This window comes from Streptomyces sp. NPDC057249, from assembly GCF_042669245.1.
Taxonomy (GTDB): Bacteria; Actinomycetota; Actinomycetes; order Streptomycetales; family Streptomycetaceae; genus Streptomyces.
In genome coordinates, this window is sequence record NZ_JBHUXS010000008.1 from 287,784 (window position 1) to 313,214 (window position 25,431).

Consider the following 25,431-nt stretch of genomic DNA (forward strand, 5'->3'; position numbering starts at 1 on the left):
CTCTGAGATTGCCCGCCTACCTTTCCGGACGTGCCCACCACCACGGACTCCCTCTCCCTCACCCGCCCTCTGGACTCCGCAGCCCTGCGCCGGGCCGCCACACCGCTCACCGTCACCGTGGACGCCCCGGCCCGAGCCCGCGTGGACCACGGACGCCGCTTCTTCCACGGACTGCGACACGGCGACGGCGGCGGGACCCGCCCCATCTACGGCGCCACCACGGGCTTCGGTGCGCTCGTCGGGTACGCCGGCCGCCCCGACGAGGCGGACCAGTGCGACAACACCCTCGCCCACCTCGGGGCGGGCCAGGGACCGGACCTGCCCCACGAGGTCTGCCGTGCCTCGCTCCTGCTGCGCACCTGGTCCCTCGCCCGGGGTTTCTCCGGAGTCTCCGGAGAGGTCGTAGACCGCCTCGCCGACATGTTCGCGACGACGTTCTCACCCGCCGTCCCCCGCTACGGCTCCGTCGGCGCGAGCGGCGACCTCATCCCGCTCGCCTACGCGACCCAGGCCCTCCGCGGACGCGGACACGCCTATCTGGACGGCCGCCGCATGGCGGCCGACGAGGCGCTGGCCGCCGCCGGACTGCGCCCACTCGACCTGGACGGCCGCGACGCACTCGCCCTCGTCAACGGAACCTCCGTCACCACCGCGGCCCTGGCGCTCGCCCGCGACCTGGTCCGCGACGCCCACCGCTCCCTCACGGTCCTCACCTGCCTGCTGGCCGACCTGCTGGGCTGCGACCCCGGCTTCCTGGACGACGACCTGCTACGGGCGTACGGGCATCCCGGAGCGGTCGACGCCGGCGCCCGCATGCGGCGGACCCTCAGCGGCGTCAGCCCCTCGGGAGGCCGGCCGCTCCAGGAGCCGTACAGCATCCGCTGCACCCCGCAGTTGCTCGGCGCCGCGGAGGACGCGCTGTGCTACGTCGACGGCGTGGTCGCCGCCGACCTCGGGGGCGTCAGCGACAACCCGCTGTTCTTTCCCGGCCACGACGACCAGGAGGGGAAGGTCGTGCACGGCGGCAACTTCTTCGGCCAGCCCGCCGCGTTCGCGGCCGACCTGCTGGCGTCCGTGACCGCCCAGCTGGGCAATCTCGCCGAACGCCAGCTCGACCTGCTGACCGATCCGGCACGCAACGGGGGACTGCCCCCGATGCTGGCCACGGCACCGGGCCTCCAGCACGGCCTCCAGGGCGTGCAGCTGGCCGCCACCGCGTTCGTCGCGGAGATCCGCCGCAACGCCACACCGGCCGGCATGCAGAGCCTGCCGACGAACCTGCACAACCAGGACGTCGTCCCCTTCGGCACCCAAGCCGCCCTGCGTTCCTACGACATGGCCGAACTGCTCGGCCTGCTGACCGGATCGCTCGCGCTCGGGCTGCGCCAGGCGGCCCACGTCGGCGCCCGCCGCCCCACCGCTCCCCGGTGCGCGGAACTCCTCGACGCCCTCAGCGCGGCGATTCCCCCGGTCGACCCGGACCGTCCGCTGGACCGGGACGTCCGTGCCGCGGCCCGCCTGGTCGCCGGGCACGAGGCGCCATGACCGGTCGCGTCTCGGCCGGCCGTGCTTCGGCCAGGACGCCGGGCGGGGCCGCGCACTCCGGCAGGCGGATGGTGAACCTGGCCCCCTGACCGGGGCGCCCCTCGGCCGCGACCGTACCCCCGTGCCGGGTGACGACCTCCCGCAGCAGCGCCAGCCCCAACCCGTACCGTCCGTCGTCGCCGCTGCCGCGGTGGAACCTCCGGAACAGCTGCTCCACCGCGGCGGGCTCGAACCCGGGCCCGGTGTCCGCGACGACCAGGAGCACCGTCCGCCCGGAGCGCGAGAGGGTCATCGCGATCCGACCCTCGGCCGGGGTGTGGCGGATCGCGTTGGACAGCAACTCCCCGACGGCGCGGCGCAGCGCGGACTCGACGCCGTCGACGAAGAGAGGGTGCGGGGGGCCGTCCACCACGACGGTGAGGCGACGCGCGCCCACCCGGTCCGCCTCCTCGGCCACCACCGACCGGGCCAGCGCGACCAGTTCCACCGGCCGGTGCTCCGATCGCCGGGCCGGACCGGCCGCGAGGCTCGCGGACAGCAGCAGGTCGTCCAGCACCTCGCCGAGCCGCCCGGTCGAAGCGACCAGCCGGGCCAGTGTGTCGCGGTGCGCGCCGGGCAGATCCTGGTCGGCCGCCTGCCGCGCCAGCACCTGCGCCCGCGTGTGCACCTGGGTGACCGGGGTGCGCAGCTCGTGACTGGCGTCCGTGACGAACCGGTGCTGGCGGGTCAGCGCCTCCGCCAGCGGGGCCACGGCACGGCGTCCGAGCACCATCCCCGTGACGGCCGCGGCCAGCAGCCCCACCACTTCGGCCACCGCCAGCGCGAACCACAGATGGCTGCGGTCGGCCAGCTGGAAGCGCATGTCGAACACCGCCTGCACGACGCCGCCGTCGGCCCGGGGCTGTGTACGCACCAGGTAGACCGTGTGATCACGCTCCACGGTGCGCTCCACGGCCTCACGGGTGCCGCGGACCTCCTCCATGTCGGCGCGCACGGGGAATCCGAGCGGGGCGTTGGGCAGGGGCTCCACGCCGGGCGCGTACAGCCACGTGCACACGGGAGGCTTGGCCGGGTCGCCGAACATGGCGCCGTAGCGCAACTCGCGCCACACCTGATCGTTCTGCGCGTCCACCATCACCGTGTGCGCCACACCCCCGACGACCGTGACCAGCAACGTGATGATCGCCCCCGTGATCACGGTGATCCGCAGGCGCGCCCGCCGCACCGCCGCCCACTCGGCCGACGCCGACGGCTTCACAGTGCCCCCAGCCGGTAGCCGAGTCCGCGGACCGTGCGCACGACCCGCCTGCCCAGCTTGCGGCGCAGGTAGTAGACGTAGGTGTCGACGATGGACGACGCGGGCGCCTCCTGGAACACCAGCCGGCGCAGCTCCGCCCGCGAGTGCACCGTTTCGGGGCGCGAAGCGAGTGCCCACAGCAGGGCGAACTCCCGGGGTGCGAGCGCGACCTGGTCGCCGTTCGCCAGCTCGACCTCTCTGCGGCCGACGTGGAGGTGTCCCGAGCCTATTCTGAGCACCTCGGCGGCATCGAGGGCCCGTCGGCACAACGCCCGTAAGCGCGCGCTGAGTTCGTCGAGCTCGAACGGCTTCACGAGGTAGTCGTCGGCACCGGCGTCCAGCCCGTCCACCCGGTCGTGCACGGTGCCCATCGCCGTCAGCAGCAGCACGGGTGCGCGTACGCCGCGGGACCGCAGCCGGCCCATGAGGTCGAGGCCGTCGAGCCCCGGCAGGCGTCGGTCGACGGCGAGCACGTCGTACTGCCGGGAGAGGCCGAGATGCAGTCCCTGCTGGCCGTCGGTCGCCACATCGACCGCGTATCCCTCGTCCCGCAGTACATCGGAGAGCATGCCGGCCAGCTCCCGGTCGTCCTCGACCAGCAGCAGCCGCCACGGCCCCCGCGAGTGCTTCTGCGCCACGGTCCAACTCCCCTCGTCCTCCCCGCAACCCGTGACAACGCCCCTGCGGGGGAGGGGGTTCCCGCATCGGGGGCGACCGGTTCGGTGGCGCGTTGCCGAGCCCGCTGGAGGCCGTGTGCCCGTTCTCCGGACGCGGAGGAGCCGGGAAGGGAGGGGCGGCCGGCTCCATGACTGCCCGGTGCGCCTGCCGCTCGTTCGACCACCCCGGCGCGGGACCGCCGCCCGTCAGGCCAGTCGGCCGAAGGCATGGTCGGCGTCGGCCACGGCTTGGGGGCGGACGTCGTGGGCGGTGCGGCCGTCGGCGATCCTCTGCCAGTTGGCCCGGGCGAGTACGCGCTGGACCGCGAGGACCTGTGCGGCCAGCAGGCGCGCCCGGATGCCTTCGCCGAGGGCGTCCGCCAGCGCCTCTTCGTCCTCCAGCTGATACTGCGTGAGCCGCCCCGCCAGGCTCGGCGTGCTGAACACCAGCCGGTGGAACGCCACCACCTCGGGGTGATCGTTGAGGCCGGTGACGGGGTCGTACCGGTCGAGGCCGGCCCGGAAGTGCCGGTGCAGCGCCGGCACCGGTTCGATGCCTGACCCGCGGTCGCGTACGACGCGTGCCGCCTCGCCCTGGTGGTCGGCGAACCGGTGAAGCACCAGGTCTTCCTTGGTCGGGAAGTACCGGAAGAGGGTCGGCTTGGAGATCTCGGCCGCCGCGGCGATGTCGTTGACCGAGACGCGGTCGAAACCGCGCTCCAGGAAGAGCGAGACGGCCGCGTCACCGATGGCGTCGCGCGTCCGCTCCTTCTTGCGGGCCCGCAGTCCCGTCGACTCGCTCATGGTGCCACCGTAACATTCATGACCGGGTTGCTTTTTTAACCCGGTAACGTTTTCATGAGCGGCATGCATCAGACAGACATTCCTCCCGTGCTCGTCACCGGGGCGACGGGCCGGATCGGCCGCATCGTCATCGACCAGCTCCTCGACACGGGCGTACCGGTCCGAGCCCTCGCACGCCGTACCGAGGCGGCGGCGATGCTGCCCCCGGAGGTCGAGGTCTTCGCCGGTGACCTCACCGTGCCCGAGTCACTCGACCCGGCGTTGCACGGTGCCGGCGGGGTCTTCCTCGTGTGGACGGCCCCGCCGCAGACCGCCGCGGCGGTCGTCGAGCGACTGGCGGCCCATGTGCGGCGGGTCGTCTTCCTCTCCTCCCCGCACCGGACACCGCACCCGTTCTTCCAGCAGCGCAATCCCATGGCTGAGCTGCACGCCGGCATCGAGCGGCTGATCGCGGCCACCGGACTCGAGTCGACGATCATCCGGCCGGGGATGCTCGCGTCGAACGCGCCGGCCTGGTGGGCCGCCGCCATCCGGTCCGGCGAAGCCGTCCGGTGGCCGCACGGCGCTGCCGAGACGGCACCCGTCGACGACCGCGACGTCGCGGCCGTCGCGGCACGAACGCTCCTTCTGGACGAGTACGCCGCATCGGACCACGTCCTCACGGGCCCCGAATCGTTGACCCAAGCCGCACAGGTGGACGCCATCGCCGACGTCCTGGGGCGCCGGATCGCCTTCGAGGAGATGACGCCGGACGAGTTCCGGAGACTCTCGGCGGGCACGGTCCCCGGCTCCGTCGCCGACATGCTGCTCGACGCCTGGAGTGCGGCGGTCGGACGGCCCGCGTACGTCACCACGGCGGTGGCCGACATCCTCGGGAGAGCACCGCGAACGTTCCGTCAGTGGGTCGCCGACCACGCCACCGCGTTCACGGATGCGTGACCTGGTTCCGACGGCGTACGGCTCGCTGCCGCCGGGAGGTCAAGTCAGCCGGAACACCGGACCACGCGGGGTGAACGGCAGCGACGCGCCCTGCGGGATCAGGTAGGCGTGCTCGCGCCGGATGCGCTGGACGTCGCGCCAGCCGTCGGTGATGACGAGGACCGGCGCGCCCGGCGGGAAGTCGTCCGCTCGTTGCAGCAGATCCACGCCGGGCTGGAGTTCGGTGCCGCCGCGGCCGCGTATCCGTACCCGGCCGGCGATCTCGGTGGGTCGACCGCCCGGACCACCTGTAGTCGCAGCCCGCCCAAGACCGAGGAGCCGTTCTTCACGCCCCGCTCCTGGCACATGCTCTCGGACGCCCTGCACTCCTTCGGGCCGGAGATCGACGAGGAGACGCTGAAGGCAGCGGCTCCCCGAGGATGTCCCCGACGCCCCTGCCCCGCAGGAGATCCTCCGGCGCGAGCTGCGTCCCGAGCAGGCTGACGCACTCCAGCCCCAGGGACTCGGCGAACTTCCGCACGAGCGACGACTTGCCGATCCCGGGCGCACCCCACAGGAACACGGGCCGCACGGTGGCGAGGCCCAGCAGCAGCTCGGGGATCTGAGCGGGGGTGACGGTGACGGCAGCCTGCACGCGGGAACGGCCCTTCGGGGCGCGGGAGTCGGGGCCGTCAGTATGCGGAGGCACGAGGACGCGCGCAGCCGAATGTCGCCGGGCCCCGGGGCCGCTCGCCGCGCGCCCCGATTCGGAGGCAAGGGGGGTGGCGCGGAGTACCGCAGGGCCGCGCCTCCGCGCGCTGAGGCGGCCCCACGCGAGTGACGCGGCCATGCGCGCGCGTCAGGCCGACGACAACTGCTCGGCGATCTCCTTGACCCAGGCAGCGCTCTTGGCGGGGTCGTCGAGGGACTCCGCCCACGCGTCCGGGGTCAGGCCGTGGTTGACGGGTCCCGCCTTGAGAGCGACGAGGAGGGCCCGGGCCGAGTCCCGCATGGCGGACGACGTCCGGCCGCTCCCTTCGATACCCGGTCCTGCCGCGAGCCCGTAGATCTTGCGCGCCATGGCCTGACGTTCACCGTTCTCGACCTTCTTCCAGAACTTCAAGGCTTCTTTCAGCGCGTCGGGCCTAGAGGCGGCTGGCGCCGGGGTCTCATCGGCCGCCGCCCAGCGTTCGGGGTGGCGGGCCCCGTCGTACCGCTTCATGCCCGCGCGGCCCGCCTTGTACGCGGTGACGCCGAGGATGAGGCCGGCCGCCCCGGCGGCCAGTCCCCAGCCGACCGGATTGCTCGCCAGTCCGGCTCCGCCCGCTGTGGCGGCGACCGCCGTCACGATGCCGCCCGCCGCCTTGGCGGACTCGCCCACGGCGGTGAACGCCTGCTTGCCCATCTTGTTGCGCTGCTTGCCCAGCGCGTACGTGTGCACGGTGTTCATCGTGTTCGCGTCCTCGGCGCGCCGGACGTCGGCGGCCGCCTCACGGGCGGCGCCCGTCGCCGCCCAGGCGGCGTCGATGGCCTGGGAGACACGCGCCATCCGGTCCTCGCCCTCGTGGTCCCAGTGGCCGTCCAGTGCGACGTAGGCGTCGTCCGCGGCCTGTTCGGCCTCCTGCCGGGCCAGGTCCAGCCGTGCCATGGCCCCTTCGCCGGTGCGGTCGTGCCGTTCGAGCCCCTTGAGGGCGTGGTACTTGCGGGCGGTGAGCCCGACACGCGTCGCCGCGCGGGCGCCCTTCACGGCTCCGACCACGCTGGAGCCGATACCGCTGGCCTCGGATGCCGTGGCGGCGTGCGCCGCCAGCTGTGCCTTCGTCAGTTCCTTGGCGATGCCGAGCGCGTAGTTCCCCGCTCCGGCGGCCCCGATGACCGCATCGGCCTTCTTGGAGTTCGCCTTCTTGTCCGCCGTGTGGAAGGCGGCCCCGTCCTTGTGCTTCTTGGCGTCCTTGCCGGCTTTGACCGCCTCCATTCCACTGAACAGGGCGCCGGCGGTCTCCGTGACGAGGTTCTCCGACGCGGCTGCGGTTCCCGATGCGCCGGTGGAGTGCTTGAGACCGTCGCTCGCGGTCGCGGATGCCTGCTGGGCGAAGCCCGCGTTGGCGGGCACGTGGACGCCCTTGACGAAGGTGTCGATGAGTTCGAGGTTCTTCTTGACCTTGTCGAGCACCGCGGCGATCCGGTCGCGGTAACTCCTGGGGGCGGGGAGCGGGGCGCCGTTCTCCGCCCCTGTGCTCCTGGCGGCTTCGTCGGCGCGCTGCACCGCCGCGACCGCGGCCCGATTGCCGAGACTGGCCTGGATCGCGAGGAGCGGGTGGTCCGGCGAGGTGAGGGACGGATCTCCGGCCCGGCCCCGCTCCCGGTGCTGCCGGGCCGGGGGCAGGACCGACTGCCGAGTCGGGGTGCGGTGGACCGGGGTGCTCATGTCGTACCTCTCCTGTGCCGGACCGGGCGACTGGAGAGTAGTGAGGCCGGGCCAACAGAAGGGGTACGGCGGGAAGACCGTTCACCGTTCACCGCCGGTGCGGCCTTCATCTGACGGCCACTTCGCCGGCCCCGCCCGTCGGCGGCCGTCGGCGTCACGGCCCGGAGCCTCGGCCTGCCCTGGCGTGCCGCCGTGCCGGGCGGCGAACCGTAAGGCGGCCCGGCGCGCTCCAGGACGGGGCCGGTCCATCGGTGAACGGCTGTCAGGCTTGGCGGGCATACGACGCGAGGCGCTGGGCCAGCGCGTCGACGAGGGTGCGCAGTTCGTCGGGGCGCTCGATGACGAACGGCCGGTCGAGTGCGGCGAGCACCCGAGGCAACCAGTCGAGCCGCTGCACCCGCAGCTCGACGCGTAGCCAGTGCCCGTCCGCCGGGTCCCCGCCGGCAGCGGGCCCGTGGTCCTCCAGGCTCGCGACACTGGCAGGAAGGTGCGCGCGGATCTGTTCCGGCGTCCCGTGGATACGCAGGGTCACCTCGTGCCGGTACTCGGCCGTGGCGAACCCCGACAACACGCGCTGCGCCGGATCGAAGTCCGCGGGCGGTGCTTCGAACGAGCCGGGCAGGGCCCGCGCGGTTGCGATCCGGTCGAGCCGGAGGGTCCGGTCCTCGCCGGCCCCGGTGTCCCTTCCCGTCACGTACCACCGGCCCGCGTGGGCGACGATCCCGTAGGCGTGCAGCGTGCGTTCGCTGTGCCGGCCGTCGCGGTCGACGTAGTGGACCGAGACCGGCCGCCTGTGGCGCACGGCATCGGCGACGGTGAGCAGAACCTCGGCGTCCGGGCGGTCCGGTTCACGTGGCTCATCTGCCAGGGCGAGAGCTGACTGGAGTGTGTCGAGCCGGCGGGCGATGTGCCTGGGCAGCACCCTCCGGATCTTCGCCGATGCGGTCTCGCTCGCCGTGCGCTCCGCCGTCGTCAGCCCCGCCCGGCGGCCGGCGGCCAGGCCGAGCAACACGGCCAGCGCCTCGTCGTCGCCGAGCATGAGCGGAGGCAAGCGGTACCCGGGAGCCAGCCGGTAGCCGCCGTACCGGCCACGCACCGACTCCACGGGCACGTCCAGATCGATCAGCTGGCTCACATACCGCCGCACGGTGCGCCCTTCGACACCGAGACGGTCGGCGAGCTCGGCCACCGTCCGGGTGCCTCCCGACTGCAGCAGTTCCAGGAGTGTCAGCACGCGGCCGGTGGGTCCAGGCATCTGCGCAGCTTAACGCGAGGCCCCGAATAGAGGACCGTTTCTGTCCACTATTTTTCCTAGTCTGAGACGTACCCGCTTTCGGCATAGCCAAGGAGCTCCCCATGGATTTCGTCTCGATCCGCATCATCACCGGCGATGTCGCACGCCTCGTCGACTTCTACGAGCGCGCGACAGGAGTGCGGGCGACGTGGGCCACCGAGGACTTCGCCGAACTGAGGACCGCGGGCGCGACCCTCGCGATCGCCGGCACCCGTACGGTCCCGCTGTTCGCCCCGGACTCCGCCCGGCCGGCGGACAATCACAGCGTGATCACCGAGTTCCTCGTCGACGACGTGGACCGGGTGCACGAGAACCTGACCGGCTTCGTCACCGACTTCGTCACCCAGCCCACCACGATGCCCTGGGGCAACCGCTCGCTGTTGTTCCGCGACCCCGACGGCAACCTCGTCAACTTCTTCACGCCCGTCACCGCGGAGGCCATCGAGAAGTTCGCACGCTGACACCCAGCACAGTCGTTCGCCGGGACCCCGGGTTCCGGGGCTCCGCGCGAACGCCGCCCAGCGCATGGGCGGGGCGGCAAGGCATCGCCGGGCGGCTCGTACGATGTGCGCATGGCCTTCTCCGCGCAGCGTTCGCGCCGCCGCCCCGCCGGGCGGTTGTTCGCGCTGCTGGTGCTGGCGGTGCTCACCGGGCTGCTGGGCATGCACGCCCTCGGTCCGGGGGGAACACTGCGGTCGCCACATCCGGAGGCAGCCCGCCACGGCACGGCGACGGCCATGACCGCCGACGAGGGTTCGCACGCGGCGCCGGGGTGCTCGCCGGGCGACGGCGGGTCGGGCCACGTGGCGCACGCCGACGGGTCCTGCGTGGCGGCCGGGACCGGCACCGCCTATACACCGCCTCCGCCGGCCGACGCCCTGCCGGACGCGCCCGTCGCCGCCGCCGCTGCGGCGGCGCGAACAGGGGCCTCCACGGAGAGCGGACGGGCCCCGCCCGACCTTTCCGAGCTGCAACTTCTACGGATATAGAGCGCACGCACGGCATCCGGCCCGGTCGTCCCGGCCGCTGGTGCCGCGATCCCGCACGCTCTCACCCGTGAACTTCGCGCGCCCTCGCCGGGCTGCGCGCTCAAGGAGTTGCATCACCATGATCAGCAAGCGTTCTTCGGCCCGCCGTACCGCCGCCGCGTGCGCCGCGAGTGTGGTCGCGCTCGTTCTGGCCGGCTGCGGCAGCAGCGACAGCTCGTCCGGCCACGACGACCGCACCGCGAGCTCCCCGTCCGCCCCGGTGTCCGCCGCCGAGGGCCCGCACAACGCCGCCGACACCGCCTTCGCCAAGGGCATGATCCCCCATCACCGCCAGGCCGTGGAGATGGCCGGTCTCGCCCCCGGCCGCGCCGGTTCGGCTGCGGTGAAGAAGCTCGCCGAGGACATCAGGAAGGCCCAGGACCCGGAGATCAGGACGATGTCCGGCTGGCTGGCCTCCTGGGGCGAGGAGGTGCCCGCCGAGGGTTCCATGGGCCACGCCATGCACGGCGGTGGCGGCATGATGAGTGCCGAGGCGATGGGCGAGCTCAAGAACACCTCGGGCGAGGAGTTCGACACCGCATTCCTGAAGATGATGATCGAGCACCACGAAGGTGCGGTCGACATGGCCAGGACCGAACAGGCCGACGGCGTCCACGGGCCCGCCAAGACGATGGCCGCGGCGATCATCACCTCCCAGACGGCTGAGATCACACAGATGAACGAGCTGCTCGGCGACAACTGACCGGACCGGCTGCAGAGGCGGGGCGGGGCACCGCGCGGTGCCCCGCCCCGCCTGATGTCACGGGCGCTGTCTCACCCGGTCGACGATGCCCCAGTCCACGACGTGCGACAGCTGGGTGTACTTCTTCTCCCCGGAGGCCGAGGTCCGCTCGTCACGGAAACCCAAGGACGCGTACGACGTCTGATCGAAGATCAGGTACTGCCTTTCGTGGGACCCGCGCCCGGTGTGGGCGATCCCCACCCCGGGGCGACCGGCTGAGTCCTTCACCCCCGGGATCGTCTTGACGCCGGGCACGAGGGCCAGCGCCTCGTACGCCGCGGGACGCAGCCCCTGGGGCAGTACCGGGTTCTTCAGGAGCTCGCCGATCAGCCAGTAGGCTTCGAACCGGTTGAGCTCGTCGAGATCGCTGATCGGCCGGTCGGCGGATTCGCCGTAGGAGACGATGGCCGACACGAGCCTTTCGGGCTCGTGGGGCAGCTTCTTCAGGTCGCTCCACTTCCGGGGCGGCCACACGTCGCTGCCCGGCTCCTCCCACATCTCGCGGCCCAGTTCCATGGACAAGGAGCGCTTGGAGGCGTCCACCGAGTCCCACATCTCGTCGGTGTAGGTCTTGACCTCGCCGGTCTTCTGGTCCGTCTCCTCGATGACCCGCTTCGAGTAGATGAACTGGTCGTCGCGCGGCGCCACCGGCCTCTTCTCCTGCCCGCGCTCCCGAGCGGCCGCGCCGTTCAGCACCGTCGCGGCGGCGTGCTCCAGCCGAGGGGTGGTGCCCGTGCCCGGGGTGCCGTTCTCGCCGGAGCCGTCCGCGCCGATCAGCGCCGCCGTCCCCGTGACGGACGTGGCGACCACCGCGGCCGCCGCGAGGCGCAGTGCGTGGCGGCGGCTGAATCCGGTGCCGGTGCGCCGGCCCGCGACCATCGCGTTGAGCAACCGGTGCCGGGCCCGGGCCCGGGCCGGACCGGTGAGCGGGGCCGCGCCCGCGTCCCACTCCCTCAGGAGTTCGAGTTCGTCATTCATGGTCGGATACCTCTCGCAGTGCCGTCGGATGGGATCCGCCCAATGCTTCGCGCAGCTTGCTGCGAGCCCGGTGCAGCCGTGACCTGACCGTGCCCACGGGGACGCCGAGGGCACGGGCCGACTCCTCGTAGCTGAGCTCTCCCCAGGCCACCAGCAGAAGCACATCCCGGTGCCGAGGGGGCAGCGAGGCCAGGGCCGCCGCCAGTTCGCGGCGTACGGCTCCGGCCGCCACCCGGTCCGCGGCCCGGTCGGCCAGCGGCTCGTCGTGGTCGGCGGGGGCCGGGACCCGGGCCATGGCCTTGAATCGGCGGGCCTCGGCCCGCCGATGCCGGCTGACCAGGTTGGTCGCTATGCCGAACAGCCAGGGCCGGGCGTCGGGGCCCGTGCCGCGGGCCGGATCGAAGCGATGCCGCTGCTGGAATGCGGTGGTGAAGGTCTCCGCCACGAGATCATCGGCGACCTCGCCGCCGAGGCGGCGGGCCACATAGCGGTGTACGGCGTCGACGTGCCGGTCGAAGAGCGCGGCGAACGCCTCGGGCTCATCCCGGGACCGCGCGATCACTGAGGCGTCGCTCTCCGCATCGGCACGCGTGGTGCCGATGCCGACGCCTGGTCCGACGGTCATCGGGGCTCCTCTCGTCCATGGACGATGCTCGAATATTGGGCTTTCACCTGTCCTTCGCCCCTCGCGCCCAAGCGGTTCCCTCCGCCCCGTCCGGCTCATGCCCCGCCCCGTCAGCATCGGCCACCACGGACGGGCCGCAGCGCCCAGGGCCCCCGGCCTGCGGGGGCGAACCCCGAAGCACGGAGTACTGCGTCATCCGGTGGAAGACGAGGTGCGTCGGACCAGGAACTCTTCGGGGGCTCGGACCCGCCTGCAGGACCTGAAGCGGTCAGCCGCGCACTATGGGGACGACGGTGACGCCCCCGAGCGGAGGTTGGGCGGGATGGACGCATGGCGGTCGCTGCTGGTCCTTCTCGGCGTGGCCGGCGCCGGCTTGGCTGCCCTGTACGGACTGGGCCGGTACCTGGCCGCCGTGCGAACGCCCCTGGAGACCGGTGCGTTCTCCGGGGGCTTCGGGCCCGACCAGCATGCCGTGTCACGGTTCCATGTGCGCTGGTACCCGGTGACCATGCTCTTTCTGGCCTTCGACATGGAGATGCTCTTCATGTACCCGTGGGTGAAGGTCGTCTCCGAGGTGGGCACCGCCGCCGTCGTGGAGATGTTCGCCTTCCTCGGCGTCCTGTTCGCCGCGGTGGCCTACGCCTGGCGCGAGGGGGCGCTGCGGTGGACGTGAGAGGACTGCTGCGGCGTACGGCGATGAACTGTCCGGCGGTCCTGGCGGTCACGGTGCCCGGAGCGACCGCCCTGCGGCTGGAGGCGGAGGCGGAGCTGCGCCGGCGCGGCTGGCCCCTCGTGGCCGCACCGGCGGCCGCGGACCTGCTTCTCGTCTGTGGCGTCCCCGACCGCACCGCCGCCGCATGGGTGGACGGCATCGAGCGGTCGGTGCCGGAACCCGCTGTGCGCATCGCGGTGGAGCGCGGCGGTCAGGTCGCACACGCACTCGACGTGGCGCGCCGGGAACTGACCGGCAGAGCGGTGAACGCGCGCCAGGCCGGGGCGGCACACCCTCCTGTCCACCACCGCGAGGCAACGGACCGGCCGGATGCCCCGCGCAGCGGCCAGGCCGGGCACGGGTCCGCGCAGCATCCCCCCACGGAGCGCCCCGGCAAGCGTCAAGGGCACGGCGCACACGGTTCCGGCCACGGCCATCACCCCCACCACGACGGCTCGCCGCCCGAAGAATCCCACGGGCACGCCATGGGCGAGGTGGGCGGCCTGCCGATGGCCGGTCGGGCCGATGACCGGGACGCGCTGAAGCTCGACCGGTTGCACGTGCCTTTCGGTCCCGGGCTGAGCGACTGGCCCACAGGGCTGATCCTCCGTCTCACGCTGCAAGGAGACGTCGTGCAGGGCGTCGAGGTGGACCACCTCCCCGTACCGTCCGGCCACGGGCCGCCCTTCTGGGACGAGCCGTGGCTGCGGGCCGCCGGGGGTGAGCACGTCACCAGGGGCAGCGCGGCGCGCCGACGCTGTGCGGCGCACCTGGACAGCGCGGGACGGCTCCTTGCCGTCACCGGCTGGGACGATGCCGCGGCGCGGTGCCGGCTGCTGCGGGACGGAGTCCTGTCGGGAGCATCACGTGAGGCGATGGGCGGTGTGCTCCGCGGAACGGTTCGCAGAATCGGGCGGTCCCGGACCCTGCGCTGGTCGATCGCCGGACTCGGGAGGCTGCCGGCCGGTGAAGCACGAGCGGCCGGGGTGTCCGGGCCGGCACTGGCCGCGGACGGCGACGCCCACGACAGGTTGCTGACCTGGCTGAGGGAAACGGAGCGCGGTCTCGACGCCCTCGACGACATGCGCCCGTTGACGTCCGTCGACCGGACCGGACCGCGCGGCCGGCTGGACGGGCCGAAGCCGCCGTCGCAGGCACTGCTCGACGTCCTTCCCGCACTGCTGACCGGCGCCGAGTACGCCTGCGCACGGATCATCCTGGCCAGCCTGGACCCGGACGTCGACGCACTCGCCCCCGCACCCGTGTCCGGGGCGGTCCATGGCTGATGCCGCGCCCTTGTGGGCGGCCGTCGTCCTTCCGGTGGCGCTGTCGGCGGCGGCCGTTGTCACGGCGGGGTTTTCCGCGGTGCTGTCGGGGGAGGCCGCGCGCGGCCGGGCCGGGAGCGCCCGGGAAGCCGGGGTGCGGGCGCTCGCACCGTTGCGTGAAGCCCTGCGGCTGCTCGTCCAGCAGCCACGCCGTACGACGGCCGCCGACCGGCTGCTCGGCCGGCTGGGCGTGATGCTGGTCCCGGTGGCGGCGGTGCTCGCGGGCGGCGTACTGCCGTGGGGTTTCCGCGCGGTGAGTGACCCGTCGGTCGGCGTCGTCTGGTTCAACGCCATGGAGGCGCTCGCCTGGGCGGGGGTGTGGCTGGCCGGCTGGGGGTCGAACTCGGCTCTGTCGCTGATCGGCGGCTACCGGTTCTTGGCGCAGGGGCTGGCCTACGAACTGCCGCACATGTTCGCGCTCACCACCGCCGCTCTCGGAGCCGAGACCCTGAGAGTCGGGGATGTCGTCGCCGCTCAGGACGGGGTGTGGTTCGTGGTGTGGATGCCGGTCGCGTTCGTCGTCTACCTGCTGAGCGCGCTCGCGATGTCCTTCTGGGGGCCGTTCTCCCACCCGCTGTCCCGGGAAGCGGCCGGTGGCGCGTCGGCCGAACTCGCGGGCGTGGACCGTTTGGTGCTCCTGGGCGGGCGGTGGCTGCTGCTCGTGGTGACGGCCGGTTTCAGCGTGCCGCTGTTCCTCGGAGGAGGCCACGGTCCGTTGCTGCCGGGCTGGTCGTGGACGCTGCTCAAGACCGCCGCCGTCCTCGCGCTGCTGGTGGCCGGACGCCGGGCGCTGCCGGTACTGCGGATGGAGCGGTACATGGAAGTGGCCTGGCTGGTGCTGGTGCCGTTGACGCTGCTGCAAGCGCTGTTCGTCGCCGTCGTCGTACTGAACCGATGAAAGGGAAGGAGCGCGACCGATGCTCGACGACGTGATCTTCTGGGTGCTGGCCCTGCCGGCGGTGGCCGGTGGTGCCATGGTGTTCCGGTTCGACTCCATGGCCCGGGCGACGTACGCGCTGCTGGCGTCGCTGCTGTGCGTGGGCGGCGAGGTGCTGCTGCTCGGGCTGGACTACCTCGGCATCGTGATCGTGCTGATGATGACCATCGAGATGGCCCTCATGGCCGTGTTCATGCTCATGTACATGATGAACCCGGCCGGGCTGATGCCGATGAGCATGGTCCACAACAAGAAGGGCGCGACCGTGATCTGCGCGGCGCTCTTCGCTGCCCTGGCCGCGGGCGTCCTCGTCGCTCCGTGGCCGTCCCGGCGCGGTCGGCCGCCGGCCGATCCGACCGGGAATCTGGGTATGTCGCTGATGGGGCCACAGATGCTCACGATGATGACCCTGGGGCTCGCGCTGTTCGCGACCATGGTCGCGACCGTCGTCCTGGCCACCCGCAGGGGCCGGTACGACCGGTTCGGCGACGACCTGAAGTCCCGTACCCCCGACGACCCGGTCCGGGGAGGGGTGGGCGGATGAGTCTGGAGCTCTTCCTGCTGCTGGCCTCCGCCCTGTTCAGCGTCGGCCTGTTCGGGGCGCTGACCCAGCAGTCGGTCGTGATGCTCATGATGGGGTTCGAACTGATGCTGGGCGGCGTCATCGTCGGCGCGGCGGCCGTCTGGCACTACATCGCCCCCGCCGTCGCCGACGGGCAGGTGCTCGTGGTCCTGGCGGTCACGGTCATGGCGGTGGAGATGGCCATCGGGTTCGCTGTGGTCACCGCGCTCTTCAGGGCCCGGGACGTCGACATGACCGACATGGCGGCGGAGCTGAGCGAGTGAGCGCGCTGCTGTGGGTGCTCGTCGCCCTGCCGCTGACCGTGGGGACCCTGCTCGCGGTCGTCGGCCGGCCGGTGGACCGGTACGCACCCGCCGTCGGGGTCGGAACGGCCGTCGCCGGGCTCGGCCTCGCCGTCGCGGCGGCGTTCGCGCACCCACGCGTCGAAGCGCCGCTGCTGGAAGGACTTCCCGCCGGCCTCGCGGTGGACGGCCTGTCGGGCCTCATGGTCGTGACCGTCACCGCGGTGACCACGGCCGTTCTCCTGTTCGGTGTCGCGGACATCGGTCCGGGTGAGGCACGCGCCCGCTTCTTCGGGCTGATGCTGGTGTTCGCCGGCGCGATGCTGGCGACGGTGACCGCGACCACGCTGCCGGTCCTGCTGATGGCGTGGGAGGTGATGGGCGCCACCTCCTGGGCGCTGGTCGGCTACTGGTGGCGAGACCGCGAGCGCGCCGACGCCGCCGGCACCGCCTTCCTCACCACCCGCGCCGCCGACCTCGGCCTCTACCTCGCCGCCGGGGCGGCGCTGGCGAGCGGACAGGCCGGCTCCCTCGCCCTCGACGGCCTGGCGGCCACGACCGGCGCGTGGTCCGACCTCATCACCGCGGGTGTCATCACGGCCGCGTTCGGCAAGTCCGCCCAGCTGCCGTTCAGTTTCTGGCTGTCCCGCGCCATGCAGGGACCCAGCCCCGTCTCCGCCCTGCTGCACTCGGCGACCATGGTCGCGTCCGGGGCGTACCTGCTCCTGAGGCTGGAGCCGCTCCTCGCGCGGTCCGGCTGGGGCGGGCACGTGGTGGCGTGGACGGGCGCCGTGACGGCGCTGGTGCTCGGCCTGGTCGCCGTGGCCCAGAGCGACCTCAAGCAACTCCTCGCCGCCTCGACCTGCGCGCAGATCGGCTTCATGGTGCTGGCTGCCGGCGTCGGTGCGGTGACCGGCGGCACCCTGCAACTCATCGCCCATGCCGCCGCGAAGAGCCTGGCCTTCCTCGTCGCGGGCGCCTGGCTGACGGCCCTGGGCACGAAGGAGCTGCCCGCCCTGCGTGGCGCGGCCCGGCGTTGCCGAACCGCCGGTATCACTTTCGGCGTCGCCGCCCTGGCGCTGGCCGGCGTCCCGCCCCTGGCCCTGTGGCCGGCCAAAGACGTCATCCTCGCCGGTGTCCTCGAGAACAGTACGGCTCTGTATGCCGTCGGGCTGGCGGGCGCCGCGGTCTCCGCCGTCTACAGCGTCAAGGCCCTCTGGTTCGTCTGGCGGCCCGGGCCCACGCCCGTACCGGACGCCTGCGCGCCGCAGCCCCATCCGTACGCGTCCCGGCTGCCGCTCCTGACCCTGGCTGCCGCCTGCGCCGCCCTGACCGTCACCTCCTTCCCGCCCGTACGGGACGCGGTGGGGCGGGCGCTCGGTGGCGAGGCGCAACCGAGCCCGCATGTCCAGGAGTTCGCCCTGACCGGCGTACTGGCGGTCGCCGTCTCCATCGGGGTCTGGATGCGAGGCCCCCGGCCCGTCGCCCTGCCAGGCCGGATCACCCTCGCCGTGTCGCAGTGGCTCGGCCTGGAATCCGCCGTGCGCGGGCTCCTCGTCGCACCCCTGCTGCGCCTGGCCCACGCACTCGCCGTCTTCGACGACCGAGTGCTCGACCGTGCCGTCGACGCGACCGCCCACGGCTCCGTCCGGCTGGCCAGGTGGACCGACGCGCACGTGGAACGGCTCGTCGACGGTGCCGTCGGGAGCGTGGCCGAAGGCGCGAGGGCGCTCGGCCGCTGGGCACGCCGACCGCAGACCGGGCAGCTGCACCAGTACCTCGCCCAGGCGGTCGCCGCCTTCACCGTCCTCGCCGTCGTCCTCGTCCTCGTGAGGTGACCGCCGTGCTCACGGCCATCGTCCTGATCCCGACCGTCGTGGCGGCCCTCCTGCTGTGCGTGCCGCGCAGCGCGCCCCGGAGCCTCTTTCTCACGGCCTGGGCAGCCACCACCGCCGCCGAACTGGCTCTGACGGTGGTCCTCTGGACGGGCTACGAGCCCGGAGCGGGCATGCAGTACGAGACGCGGGCCCGCTGGATTCCCAGCGCCGGCATCAGCTACCACGTCGGGGTCGACGGCCTGTCCCTGCCACTGGTGGCCGTCACCTGCGTGCTGTTCCCGGCCTGCGCCGTGTACGCCTGGCGCTCGACCCGGCGGGTGCGGGAGTTCGCCGCCCTGTTCCTCTTCCTGCAAACCACCTGCCTGGGTCTGTTCGTCGCGCTCGACCTGATCCTGTTCTTCGTCTTCTTCGACCTGTCCATCGTCGCGATGTACTTCGTCATCGCCGGATGGGGGCACAAGGACGCCGCACGCGCCGCCCTGAAGTTCTTCCTCTACACCTTCACCGGCTCCCTCGCCCTGCTGCTCGGCTTCATCGGCCTCTACCTGGCAGCCGCCCCCCACACCTTCGACATCGTGGAACTGACCACAGCGGACCCGCTGGCCGGCCGTGCCACGTACGGCGCCCTCGTCCTCCTCGCCATCGGCGTGGGACTGGCGGTCAAGACCCCCACGGTGCCCTTCCACACCTGGCTGCCGCCCGCGCACACCGATGCCCCGGCCGCCGGTTCGGCGATCCTCGCCGGGGTGCTGCTGAAGATGGGTACGTACGGCTTCCTGCGCATCGCCATGCCCGTCCTGCCGGGCGCCTGGCGCGCGTACGCCCCCGTCCTCGTCACCATCGGGGTGGTCTCCGTGCTGTACGGCGCGCTGGTCGCCCTGGCCCAGAGCGACTTCAAGCGGATGGTGGCCTACACCTCCGTCAACCACATGGGCTACGTCGTCCTGGCCATCGGCGCGGCCGGCGCCGTCGGCACCGGCCAGGACGAGGCCCGCCGCCTCGCCGTCACCGGATCGGTCTTCCAGATGGTCAGCCACGCGCTGCTGACCGGCGCGCTGTTCCTGCTGTCCGGTGTGCTGTACGAGCGTGGCCGTACGTATGAGATGTCCGCCTACTCCGGAGTCGCCGGCCGGGCACCGGTCTTCGCCGCGCTGACCGGTGTCGCCGCCTTCGCCTCCCTCGGGCTGCCCGGCTTCTCCGGCTTCATCGCCGAATTCCAGGTCCTCACCGGCAGCCTCGGCCCGCAGCCGGTGGCCACCGGACTGGCGGTGCTCGGCCTCCTGCTCACCGCCGGCCTGTTCCTGCGCGCCCTGCACCAGATCTTCCTCGGGCCGCTGCGGCTCCCGCTCGCCGCACCGGGCACCGACCGGCCGTTCCCCGACATCCGCGTCCACGAGGGGCTCGCGATCGCCCCGCTGCTCGTCCTGGGCATCGTTCTCGGCCTTGCCCCCCGGTTCGTCCTGGACGTCATCGAGCCCGCCTCGCGCACCGTGCTGGAGCTGCTCGCGAGATGACCGGGATGAACGAGAACCCCCAAGACCTCCTGCCCGAGGTCCTTCTCGCCGCCTCCGCCGTACTCGGTCTGCTGCTCGGCGCGTGGCTGCCGCGCCGCCGCCAGTGGCTGACCGGAGCCCTGGCGGGTACGGCCTGCGCCGGAGGGATCGTGGCCGCGGCACTCGCCGCCGGCGGCCCCGCGCAGACCGCCTTCGGCCCGTCCTTCGCCCTCGACACGCTCACGGCCACCAGCAGGATCGTCATCCTCGGCGCCACCCTGCTGGTTCTCGCGCTCGCCCTGCCACGGCTGCACGGCGACCCGCGCGAAAGCGAGTTCTACGTCCTGCTGCAACTCGCCACCACCGGCGCCCTGGTCCTCGCAGGGGCCCAGGACCTGCTCCTGCTCGCCTCCGGTTACCTGCTGGCCTCCGTACCCGCCTATGCGCTCGCCGGCTTCCGCAAGGACGGCCCGGGCACGGAAGCCGCCCTGAAGTTCTACGTGGTGGGCGCACTCCTCGGCGTAGTCATGCTCACCGGCGTCACCATCCTGCTGGCCGCCGGGCGGACCACGTCGTACGCCGTGCTGCGCACCGAACTGGCCCAGGCGCCGTCCGGACTGGTGGCGGCCGGCACGCTCGCCCTGCTCGCCGGTGTCCTCTTCAAAGCCGGCGGCGTGCCCGGCCACTTCTGGGTACCGGACACGATCCAGGGCAGCTCGGCTCCGGTCGCCGCGTTCCTCACCACGATCCCGAAGACCGGCGCCCTGGCGGCGTTCTACCGGCTCGCCGCCGGCCCCCTCGCGGACGCCGCCCTGCCATGGGCCGACCTGGTGGCGGTGCTCTCGGTGGCCTCCATGACTCTGGGCAACCTGGCGGCCTTCTTCCAGCAGAACGTCAAACGGCTCCTCGCCTACTCCACCATCAGTCAGGTCGGATACCTCCTGCTCCCGGTGGCCGTCGCCGGCCGCACCGGCCTCGCCCAGCAGGCGCTGCTTTCCTACCTGGCCGGGTACGCGCTGACCAATCTCGGGGCCTTCGCCGTCGTCTGCGCACTCGGCCGAGCCCACACCATCGACGACTACCGGGGCGCGGCCCGGGCGCACCCGGCCCTGCTGGCCTCCCTCGTCGTCTGCCTGCTGGGCCTCGTGGGTACGCCCCCCACCGCCGTCTTCCTCGGAAAACTGGAAGCGTTCAGCGCGGCCATCGACGGAGGCTACGCATGGCTGGCCGTCGTCGCGGCGGTCAACACGGTGGCGTCCCTCTTCTACTACCTGCGCTGGATCGCCCCGGCGTTCCTGGCACCCCGCCCGGCCGGCGTCCTCCACCCGACATCAGGCATCGCCGCCGCGACCGCCTACGGAGCAGCCACCGGTTCCGTCCTGCTCGGCCTGCTGGGCGGCACCTTCTTGGACGCGCTGTCCGGCCCCTTGACCCGCTGACCAGCCGTCGCGACCGGTGGCCCGCGCCCGGTAGCGGGCCGCGCGGACTGGTCCGCTCGGTCCTGCTGCACGGAATGCGGGATCAGCTCCTACGCGGAATCACCAGGCCGGATTCGTAGGCGAGGACCACGAGTTGAGCACGGTCCCGGGCGTGGAGCTTGGCCATGGCCCGATTGATGTGGGTCTTGGCGGTCGCCGGGCTGATGACCAGGCGGCCCCGCGATCTCGTCGTTGGACAGACCGTGTGCGGCCAAGGCGACCGTCTCACGTTCGCGGCCGGTCAGTTCCGCCAGCGCGCTGCCGATGCGGGCGGGCGGACGCTGAGCGACGTACCGGTCGATGAGTTTCCGGGTGACGGCGGGTGCGAGCAGGGCATCACCGCGGGCGGCGACGCGTACGGCGTGGAGGAAGTCCTCCGGAAGGATGTCCTTGACCAGGAATCCGGCGGCGCCCGCGCGCAGCGCCTCGAAGACGTACTCGTCCATGCCGTAGTTGGTCAGAATGACGACGTGTACGCCGGCCAGGGCCGGGTCCGCGGCGATGCGCCGGGTCGCCTCGATGCCGTCCATGACGGGCATCCGGATGTCGATGAGGGCGACGTCGGGCCGTTGCTCCCCGAGAAGTGCCAGGCATTGCTGCCCGTCGGCAGCCTCCGCCACCACCTCGATGTCGTCCTCGAGGTCGAGCAGCGCGCGGAAGCCACTGCGGATGAGCGGCTGGTCATCGACCAGCAGGACCCGTATCACAAGGCTCCGTTCGTGGGGAGTTCGGCTTCGACGGTGAAGCCGCCCCCGCTGCGCGGTTCCGTGCGCAGTCGTCCGCCCAGGGCCGTGACGCGTTCACGCATGCCGAGCAGCCCGAGGCCGGGCGTCGGTTCGCCGTGCGAGGAGGCGGTCCTTCCGTTGTCGTCGACGCGGATGGCCAGGGCGTCGGGCCGGTAGCCGATGAGGACGGAGGCAGTGGTGGCGGCGGCGTGCCTGCCGACGTTGGTGAGCGACTCCTGGACGATCCGGTAGGCGGTGCGGCTCACCGCGGCCGGCACGGTGTGCGGATGTCCTTCGACCGTGAGCGTCGTCTCCAGACCCGTGACGCGGAACCGGGTCACCAGGCCGGGGATGTGGTCGAGCCCGTGCGGCGGGGTGACGTCGTCGTCGCGCAGCGCCTCAAGGGTCGCCCGCAGCTCCCGGCTCGCCTCCCGGCCGGCTTCCTGGATCGCGAGCAGGGCCGCCGGCACCTGCTCGCCTCGGCGCCGGGCCACGTGGACGGCGACCTCGGACTGCACCTTGATGACCGAGATCTGGTGGGTGAGCGAGTCGTGCAGTTCCCGCGCGATGCGTACCCGCTCCTCGTCGGCCCGGCGGAGCGCGGTCTCCTCGCGCGTGCGCTCCGCCTCGTCCGCCCGCCGTTCGGCCTGTCGCACCGCCTCCCCGGCGGCGAACGCAGCGACCAGCCAGGCCAGTTCAAGGGTGTTCCGGGCCTGCGCCACGACCTCGCGCGGAGCCCCGTCATGAAGGATCAGGGCCGTGAGATGGAGCACGGCCAGCAGGCCCACCGAGACAGCCAGTGCGGCGGCGCGGTGCCCGGCGCGTACCGCGCTGTAGACCGCGATGAGGTAGGAGACGGCGAGGGCCTCGAACCCGGCCCCCAGGTAACCGACCGCGCACAGCCCGGTGAGGGCAAGGACGACGAGCGGTACCCGGCGGCGCGCGGCCAGCGTCAGCCCGCCGGCCGCCAGCAGCGCGTAACCCAGCAGCTCGCGGCCCCCGTTCGGGTGTGGCCCGGACCGCCCCGTGGCCAGCAGCAGCGCCGCCACCCCCACGGCGGTCGCCCAGTCGCCGACCCCGGCCGGCACAGCGAACCGCCCTTTGTTCATGGGTGCACCGTAACCGGACGCGCCCGTGGGCGAATCCGGCTCGTGGACGAGTGAGCGGGTACCGCGTCTGCGGTACCCGCGCGCCGTCTGCCGCAGCGGCGGTAGCGGGAAGTGTCCGCAGCTGCTGGACGACCGGCAGGCGGGCCGACGCGCATGCTCTCAGGGCACATCGAACCTCGGAAGCAGTGACGGAGAAGGAGGCGAGCGGTATGAGTGCTTCAGCAGCACTGATGGCGGCCGCTGAGGGCGGGATCATCGGCGACGGGCGGACCGGCGCCAACCTGGCCCTCGCAGTAGGGGCGTTCGGGCTGGCCATCGGCCGGCTGGCCCTGGCCCGTGCCGGCCGCCGGATCAGCACCGGCAAGGCGCGCGCCGGCGGGTTGGCGGCCATCGTGGTGGGAACGGCCGGCACGGTCCTCGCGGTGCTGCACCTGGCCACCACCAGCGGTGGCCCCGGCACCGGCAACGGACTCGTCGGCGCCGTCGTGGCCGTCCCGCTGGGGCTGGGCGCCGTGCTCCTGGGCCGCCGGGCTCTGACCCGCTGCCGCCGCGCGGCCCGGATCGCCTGACCGCCGCCCCGTCAGGACGTGCGTGCGGCCGGGGGCATCGAGACCCGGCTGCTGGGGAACCGGAACCCAGCCCGAGCAGGGGGAGACCGGCCGGTGCGCACGTGAGGGCCGGGCGTCAGGTGAGCAGGACCGCCACGCCGTCCAGGATGCGCTCCAGGCCGAAGTCCAGTGGGTCGCCGCCCTGCGGCGTGAAGGCGCCCTCCTCGACAGCTGACGCGAGGGCGGGAAAGCGGTCCGCGTGGCGCTCCAGCACCTCGGTCGTCAGATGGGCCCACTCCTCGTTCCCCGCCTCGTGATGTTCGGCGGTCTGCTGGGTGATGTTGCGGATGTGGCCCACGAGCAGCAGGAAGGTGTCGTGCCGCTGGGGGGCTGACAGCCCGGTTCCGGCGAGCGCGGCCAGGGCGGTCTCCATCCAGCCCAGTTGGTTGGGGCCCATGATCTGGCGGCGCATGCCGGTGGCCGTGAGAATCCACGGGTGGCGGCGGTACACGGCCGAGCACTGGTGGGCCCACTCGGTCAGCTGCGGGCGCCAGCCGCCGGGGATGCCGGCGACGGGGACCGGGCGGCCGATCGCCAGGTCGACCATCAGGTCGACGAGTTCGGCCTTGCCGGGGACATACCGGTAGAGCGCCATCGTCGTGACGTCGAGACTCTTGGCGACCCGCGCCAGTGACACCGCATCCAGACTTTCGTGGTCAGCGATTCGGATGGCCGTCTCGGCGATCCTGCCGGCGGACAGAGAGGGCTTCGGGCCTCGGCTCGGCTGCCCCTGCGCGTCCCACAGCAGGGCGAAGCTCGCCTTGGCGCCGCCCTGCTTCCCCGTCGGTTTCCGGGATTCCTTCTCGCTCATTCCGAACTCCCTCGCCGCCTCCTGTTGACGATCTGCGCTCACTGTTTATAGCGTATATCTAACTGCTTATTGCATACACAGTTCTTGGTTCGCGCATCAGGGAGTCGTCATGCTCGCCGCCATCGCCACCTCCGCCGTCTCGCTCCTGGCCGTCCCGACGGCCGGACTCCTCGGCCACCGCGCCCTGAAGCGGTTCCGAAGCGCCTCCCTCATGAAGATCGACAGCACGAACGGCGTCGATGAGCAGGGCTTCGTCCGTATCGGCGGCATCGACCAATGGATCGCGGTCCGTGGCGAGGACCTGACCAACCCCGTCGTCCTGGAACTGCACGGCGGCCCCGGTGCCTCGACCGCGATCTTCGGGCCGCGCACCAGGTCCTGGGAGAAGTACTTCACGATCGTCCGCTGGGACATGCGCGGGACCCTCAAGACCCTCGGCCGTCGCGGAGCCGGCCGACAGGGCGAGATGAGCTTCGAGCGGATCTACGCGGACGCGGCCGAGGTCACCGACCACATCCGCTCCCGCCTCGGCGTCGACAAGATCGTCCTGCTCGGTCACTCCTACGGCAGCGCCTTCGGCCTGCGGCTCGCCCGCGAGTTCCCGGAGCGCTACTCCGCGTACGTCGGCACCGACCAGAACATCCACGACTGCGGTCGTGACGATTCCGTACACCAGGCACTCCTCACCCGGCTCCGGGCGAGCGGAAAGCGCAAGGAACTCACGGCGGTCGAGAGGCTGGACGACGACAAGCACCGCTGGACCGACCGCGAGCGCGCGATGCACGCCAAGCTGCTGGCCACCAGCGACCCGCTGACCCTGGCCACGATGAAGAAGGTCGTGATGGGCTCCCTGTGGCTGTCGCCGCTGCACTCGCTGCGCGAACTGAGGCACTTCGTGCGGGGCATGAGCCTCTCGGAGCAGGTCACCGCAGGCACGTCCGCGTTCGACGACTGGGCGGACGGTACCGACTTCGAGATTCCGTTCTTCCTCTTCCAAGGCGAGAAGGATGTCCTGACGCCGCCCGACCTGGCCCGCCGCTTCTTCGACGACGTCCGGGCCCCGGTCAAGGCATTCGCGCTGATCGAGGACTGCAGCCACTTCGCGGCGTTCCGCCGGCCGGAGCGGTTCCTCGAACTGCTGCTGGCCCATGTACGGCCGGCCGTGACCGCCGACGAGTCTGCCTCCTTGTGACGCACGGCGATCGCGGTCCTGGGT

At 72.4% G+C, this 25,431-nt stretch carries 24 protein-coding genes and 4 pseudogenes; 16 read left to right on the forward strand and 12 right to left on the reverse strand.

All coding sequences use genetic code 11. The annotated features are described in order from the left end of the window. The first annotated feature begins 30 nt into the window (after positions 1-30). Positions 31-1,545 (forward strand): aromatic amino acid ammonia-lyase, encoded by a 1,515-nt coding sequence (locus ACFUJY_RS17675; protein WP_383300046.1) that lies wholly within the window; start codon positions 31-33, stop codon positions 1,543-1,545. Here ACFUJY_RS17675 and ACFUJY_RS17680 read toward each other — a convergent pair. The 3 genes from ACFUJY_RS17680 to ACFUJY_RS17690 all read right to left on the reverse strand — a co-directional run bounded on the left by ACFUJY_RS17680 (position 1,451) and on the right by ACFUJY_RS17690 (position 4,302). Then, on the reverse strand, positions 1,451-2,803 hold the full coding sequence (locus ACFUJY_RS17680) for a sensor histidine kinase (RefSeq protein WP_383300049.1): 1,353 nt from the start codon (positions 2,801-2,803) through the stop codon (positions 1,451-1,453). The two genes, ACFUJY_RS17675 and ACFUJY_RS17680, sit on opposite strands and share 95 nt — an antisense overlap. Continuing rightward, positions 2,800-3,480: a response regulator transcription factor gene (locus ACFUJY_RS17685; RefSeq protein ID WP_383300052.1), complete on the reverse strand. Its 681-nt coding sequence runs from the start codon at positions 3,478-3,480 to the stop codon at positions 2,800-2,802. Before ACFUJY_RS17685 ends, ACFUJY_RS17680 begins: the two co-directional genes overlap by 4 nt. 225 nt (positions 3,481-3,705) lie before the next feature. Then, complete coding sequence (locus ACFUJY_RS17690) at positions 3,706-4,302, reverse strand: TetR/AcrR family transcriptional regulator (protein ID WP_383300054.1); 597 nt, start codon at positions 4,300-4,302, stop codon at positions 3,706-3,708. 63 nt (positions 4,303-4,365) lie between these two features. Between ACFUJY_RS17690 and ACFUJY_RS17695 the strand changes: the two genes are divergently transcribed. After that, entirely contained in the window at positions 4,366-5,241 is an 876-nt protein-coding gene (locus tag ACFUJY_RS17695) for an NAD(P)H-binding protein (RefSeq protein WP_383300057.1), read from the forward strand. Positions 5,242-5,280: 39 nt separating this feature from the next. Here ACFUJY_RS17695 and ACFUJY_RS17700 read toward each other — a convergent pair. Continuing rightward, positions 5,281-5,511, reverse strand: a pseudogene (locus ACFUJY_RS17700) (hypothetical protein); the annotation flags it as partial. Between the two features lie 2 nt (positions 5,512-5,513). Here ACFUJY_RS17700 and ACFUJY_RS17705 point away from each other — a divergent pair. Continuing rightward, positions 5,514-5,652, forward strand: a pseudogene (locus ACFUJY_RS17705) (MoxR family ATPase); the annotation flags it as partial. A gap of 31 nt (positions 5,653-5,683) precedes the next feature. Here ACFUJY_RS17705 and ACFUJY_RS17710 read toward each other — a convergent pair. The 3 genes and pseudogenes from ACFUJY_RS17710 to ACFUJY_RS17720 all read right to left on the reverse strand — a co-directional run. After that, a pseudogene (locus tag ACFUJY_RS17710) lies at positions 5,684-5,875 on the reverse strand (AAA family ATPase); the annotation flags it as partial. 204 nt (positions 5,876-6,079) lie between these two features. Beyond that, the gene (locus tag ACFUJY_RS17715) at positions 6,080-7,648 is read right to left on the reverse strand and encodes a hypothetical protein (protein WP_383300058.1); all 1,569 of its coding nucleotides are present in this window, start codon (positions 7,646-7,648) and stop codon (positions 6,080-6,082) included. Positions 7,649-7,910: 262 nt separating this feature from the next. Beyond that, positions 7,911-8,903, reverse strand: a complete 993-nt coding sequence (locus ACFUJY_RS17720; RefSeq protein WP_383300061.1) for a helix-turn-helix transcriptional regulator — start codon at positions 8,901-8,903, stop codon at positions 7,911-7,913. Between the two features lie 101 nt (positions 8,904-9,004). Here ACFUJY_RS17720 and ACFUJY_RS17725 point away from each other — a divergent pair, with 101 nt between their 5' ends. The 3 genes from ACFUJY_RS17725 (at position 9,005) to ACFUJY_RS17735 (ending at position 10,673) form a co-directional block, all read left to right on the forward strand. Then, positions 9,005-9,403: a VOC family protein gene (locus ACFUJY_RS17725; protein ID WP_383300063.1), complete on the forward strand. Its 399-nt coding sequence runs from the start codon at positions 9,005-9,007 to the stop codon at positions 9,401-9,403. Between the two features lie 111 nt (positions 9,404-9,514). Then, positions 9,515-9,931, forward strand: a complete 417-nt coding sequence (locus ACFUJY_RS17730) for a DUF6153 family protein (protein ID WP_383300066.1) — start codon at positions 9,515-9,517, stop codon at positions 9,929-9,931. A gap of 118 nt (positions 9,932-10,049) precedes the next feature. Further along, positions 10,050-10,673: a DUF305 domain-containing protein gene (locus tag ACFUJY_RS17735; RefSeq protein WP_383300067.1), complete on the forward strand. Its 624-nt coding sequence runs from the start codon at positions 10,050-10,052 to the stop codon at positions 10,671-10,673. 57 nt (positions 10,674-10,730) lie between these two features. Here the strand turns inward: ACFUJY_RS17735 and ACFUJY_RS17740 are convergent, their stop codons facing one another. Continuing rightward, entirely contained in the window at positions 10,731-11,690 is a 960-nt protein-coding gene (locus ACFUJY_RS17740; RefSeq protein WP_383300070.1) for a CU044_5270 family protein, read from the reverse strand. Continuing rightward, entirely contained in the window at positions 11,683-12,315 is a 633-nt protein-coding gene (locus ACFUJY_RS17745; protein WP_383300073.1) for an RNA polymerase sigma factor, read from the reverse strand. Before ACFUJY_RS17745 ends, ACFUJY_RS17740 begins: the two co-directional genes overlap by 8 nt. A 322-nt stretch (positions 12,316-12,637) precedes the next feature. Here ACFUJY_RS17745 and ACFUJY_RS17750 point away from each other — a divergent pair, with 322 nt between their 5' ends. Genes ACFUJY_RS17750 through ACFUJY_RS17785 form a run of 8 tightly spaced genes read left to right on the forward strand, consistent with a single transcriptional unit; the run spans position 12,638 to position 20,923 of the window. Beyond that, positions 12,638-12,988: an NADH-quinone oxidoreductase subunit A gene (locus ACFUJY_RS17750; RefSeq protein ID WP_383300076.1), complete on the forward strand. Its 351-nt coding sequence runs from the start codon at positions 12,638-12,640 to the stop codon at positions 12,986-12,988. Beyond that, on the forward strand, positions 12,979-14,313 hold the full coding sequence (locus tag ACFUJY_RS17755; RefSeq protein WP_383300079.1) for a hypothetical protein: 1,335 nt from the start codon (positions 12,979-12,981) through the stop codon (positions 14,311-14,313). Before ACFUJY_RS17750 ends, ACFUJY_RS17755 begins: the two co-directional genes overlap by 10 nt. Further along, positions 14,306-15,250: a complex I subunit 1 family protein gene (locus ACFUJY_RS17760; RefSeq protein ID WP_383300080.1), complete on the forward strand. Its 945-nt coding sequence runs from the start codon at positions 14,306-14,308 to the stop codon at positions 15,248-15,250. Before ACFUJY_RS17755 ends, ACFUJY_RS17760 begins: the two co-directional genes overlap by 8 nt. 19 nt (positions 15,251-15,269) lie before the next feature. Further along, positions 15,270-15,833 carry an NADH-quinone oxidoreductase subunit J gene (locus ACFUJY_RS17765; RefSeq protein WP_383300083.1) on the forward strand — a complete coding sequence of 188 codons (564 nt, stop codon included), beginning with the start codon at positions 15,270-15,272 and terminating at the stop codon, positions 15,831-15,833. Further along, on the forward strand, positions 15,830-16,135 hold the full coding sequence (locus ACFUJY_RS17770) for an NADH-quinone oxidoreductase subunit NuoK (RefSeq protein WP_383300085.1): 306 nt from the start codon (positions 15,830-15,832) through the stop codon (positions 16,133-16,135). The genes ACFUJY_RS17765 and ACFUJY_RS17770 overlap by 4 nt, the downstream gene beginning before the upstream one ends. Continuing rightward, a complete protein-coding gene (locus tag ACFUJY_RS17775) occupies positions 16,132-17,991 on the forward strand; it encodes an NADH-quinone oxidoreductase subunit L (protein ID WP_383300087.1) in 1,860 nt (619 codons plus the stop codon). The genes ACFUJY_RS17770 and ACFUJY_RS17775 overlap by 4 nt, the downstream gene beginning before the upstream one ends. A gap of 5 nt (positions 17,992-17,996) precedes the next feature. Then, the gene (locus ACFUJY_RS17780; protein WP_383300090.1) at positions 17,997-19,505 is read left to right on the forward strand and encodes a NuoM family protein; all 1,509 of its coding nucleotides are present in this window, start codon (positions 17,997-17,999) and stop codon (positions 19,503-19,505) included. Then, entirely contained in the window at positions 19,502-20,923 is a 1,422-nt protein-coding gene (locus ACFUJY_RS17785; RefSeq protein WP_383300093.1) for an NADH-quinone oxidoreductase subunit N, read from the forward strand. Before ACFUJY_RS17780 ends, ACFUJY_RS17785 begins: the two co-directional genes overlap by 4 nt. An 82-nt stretch (positions 20,924-21,005) precedes the next feature. Here ACFUJY_RS17785 and ACFUJY_RS17790 read toward each other — a convergent pair. Then, a pseudogene (locus ACFUJY_RS17790) lies at positions 21,006-21,669 on the reverse strand (response regulator). Beyond that, positions 21,666-22,796: a histidine kinase gene (locus tag ACFUJY_RS17795; protein WP_383300095.1), complete on the reverse strand. Its 1,131-nt coding sequence runs from the start codon at positions 22,794-22,796 to the stop codon at positions 21,666-21,668. Before ACFUJY_RS17795 ends, ACFUJY_RS17790 begins: the two are co-directional and overlap by 4 nt. 209 nt (positions 22,797-23,005) lie before the next feature. Here ACFUJY_RS17795 and ACFUJY_RS17800 point away from each other — a divergent pair, with 209 nt between their 5' ends. Then, on the forward strand, positions 23,006-23,365 hold the full coding sequence (locus ACFUJY_RS17800; RefSeq protein ID WP_383300098.1) for a DUF6223 family protein: 360 nt from the start codon (positions 23,006-23,008) through the stop codon (positions 23,363-23,365). 115 nt (positions 23,366-23,480) lie between these two features. Here the strand turns inward: ACFUJY_RS17800 and ACFUJY_RS17805 are convergent, their stop codons facing one another. Further along, positions 23,481-24,215, reverse strand: a complete 735-nt coding sequence (locus tag ACFUJY_RS17805) for a TetR/AcrR family transcriptional regulator (RefSeq protein WP_383300100.1) — start codon at positions 24,213-24,215, stop codon at positions 23,481-23,483. A gap of 109 nt (positions 24,216-24,324) precedes the next feature. Here ACFUJY_RS17805 and ACFUJY_RS17810 point away from each other — a divergent pair, with 109 nt between their 5' ends. Continuing rightward, positions 24,325-25,407, forward strand: a complete 1,083-nt coding sequence (locus ACFUJY_RS17810; RefSeq protein ID WP_383300102.1) for an alpha/beta fold hydrolase — start codon at positions 24,325-24,327, stop codon at positions 25,405-25,407. Positions 25,408-25,431: the final 24 nt, after the last annotated feature.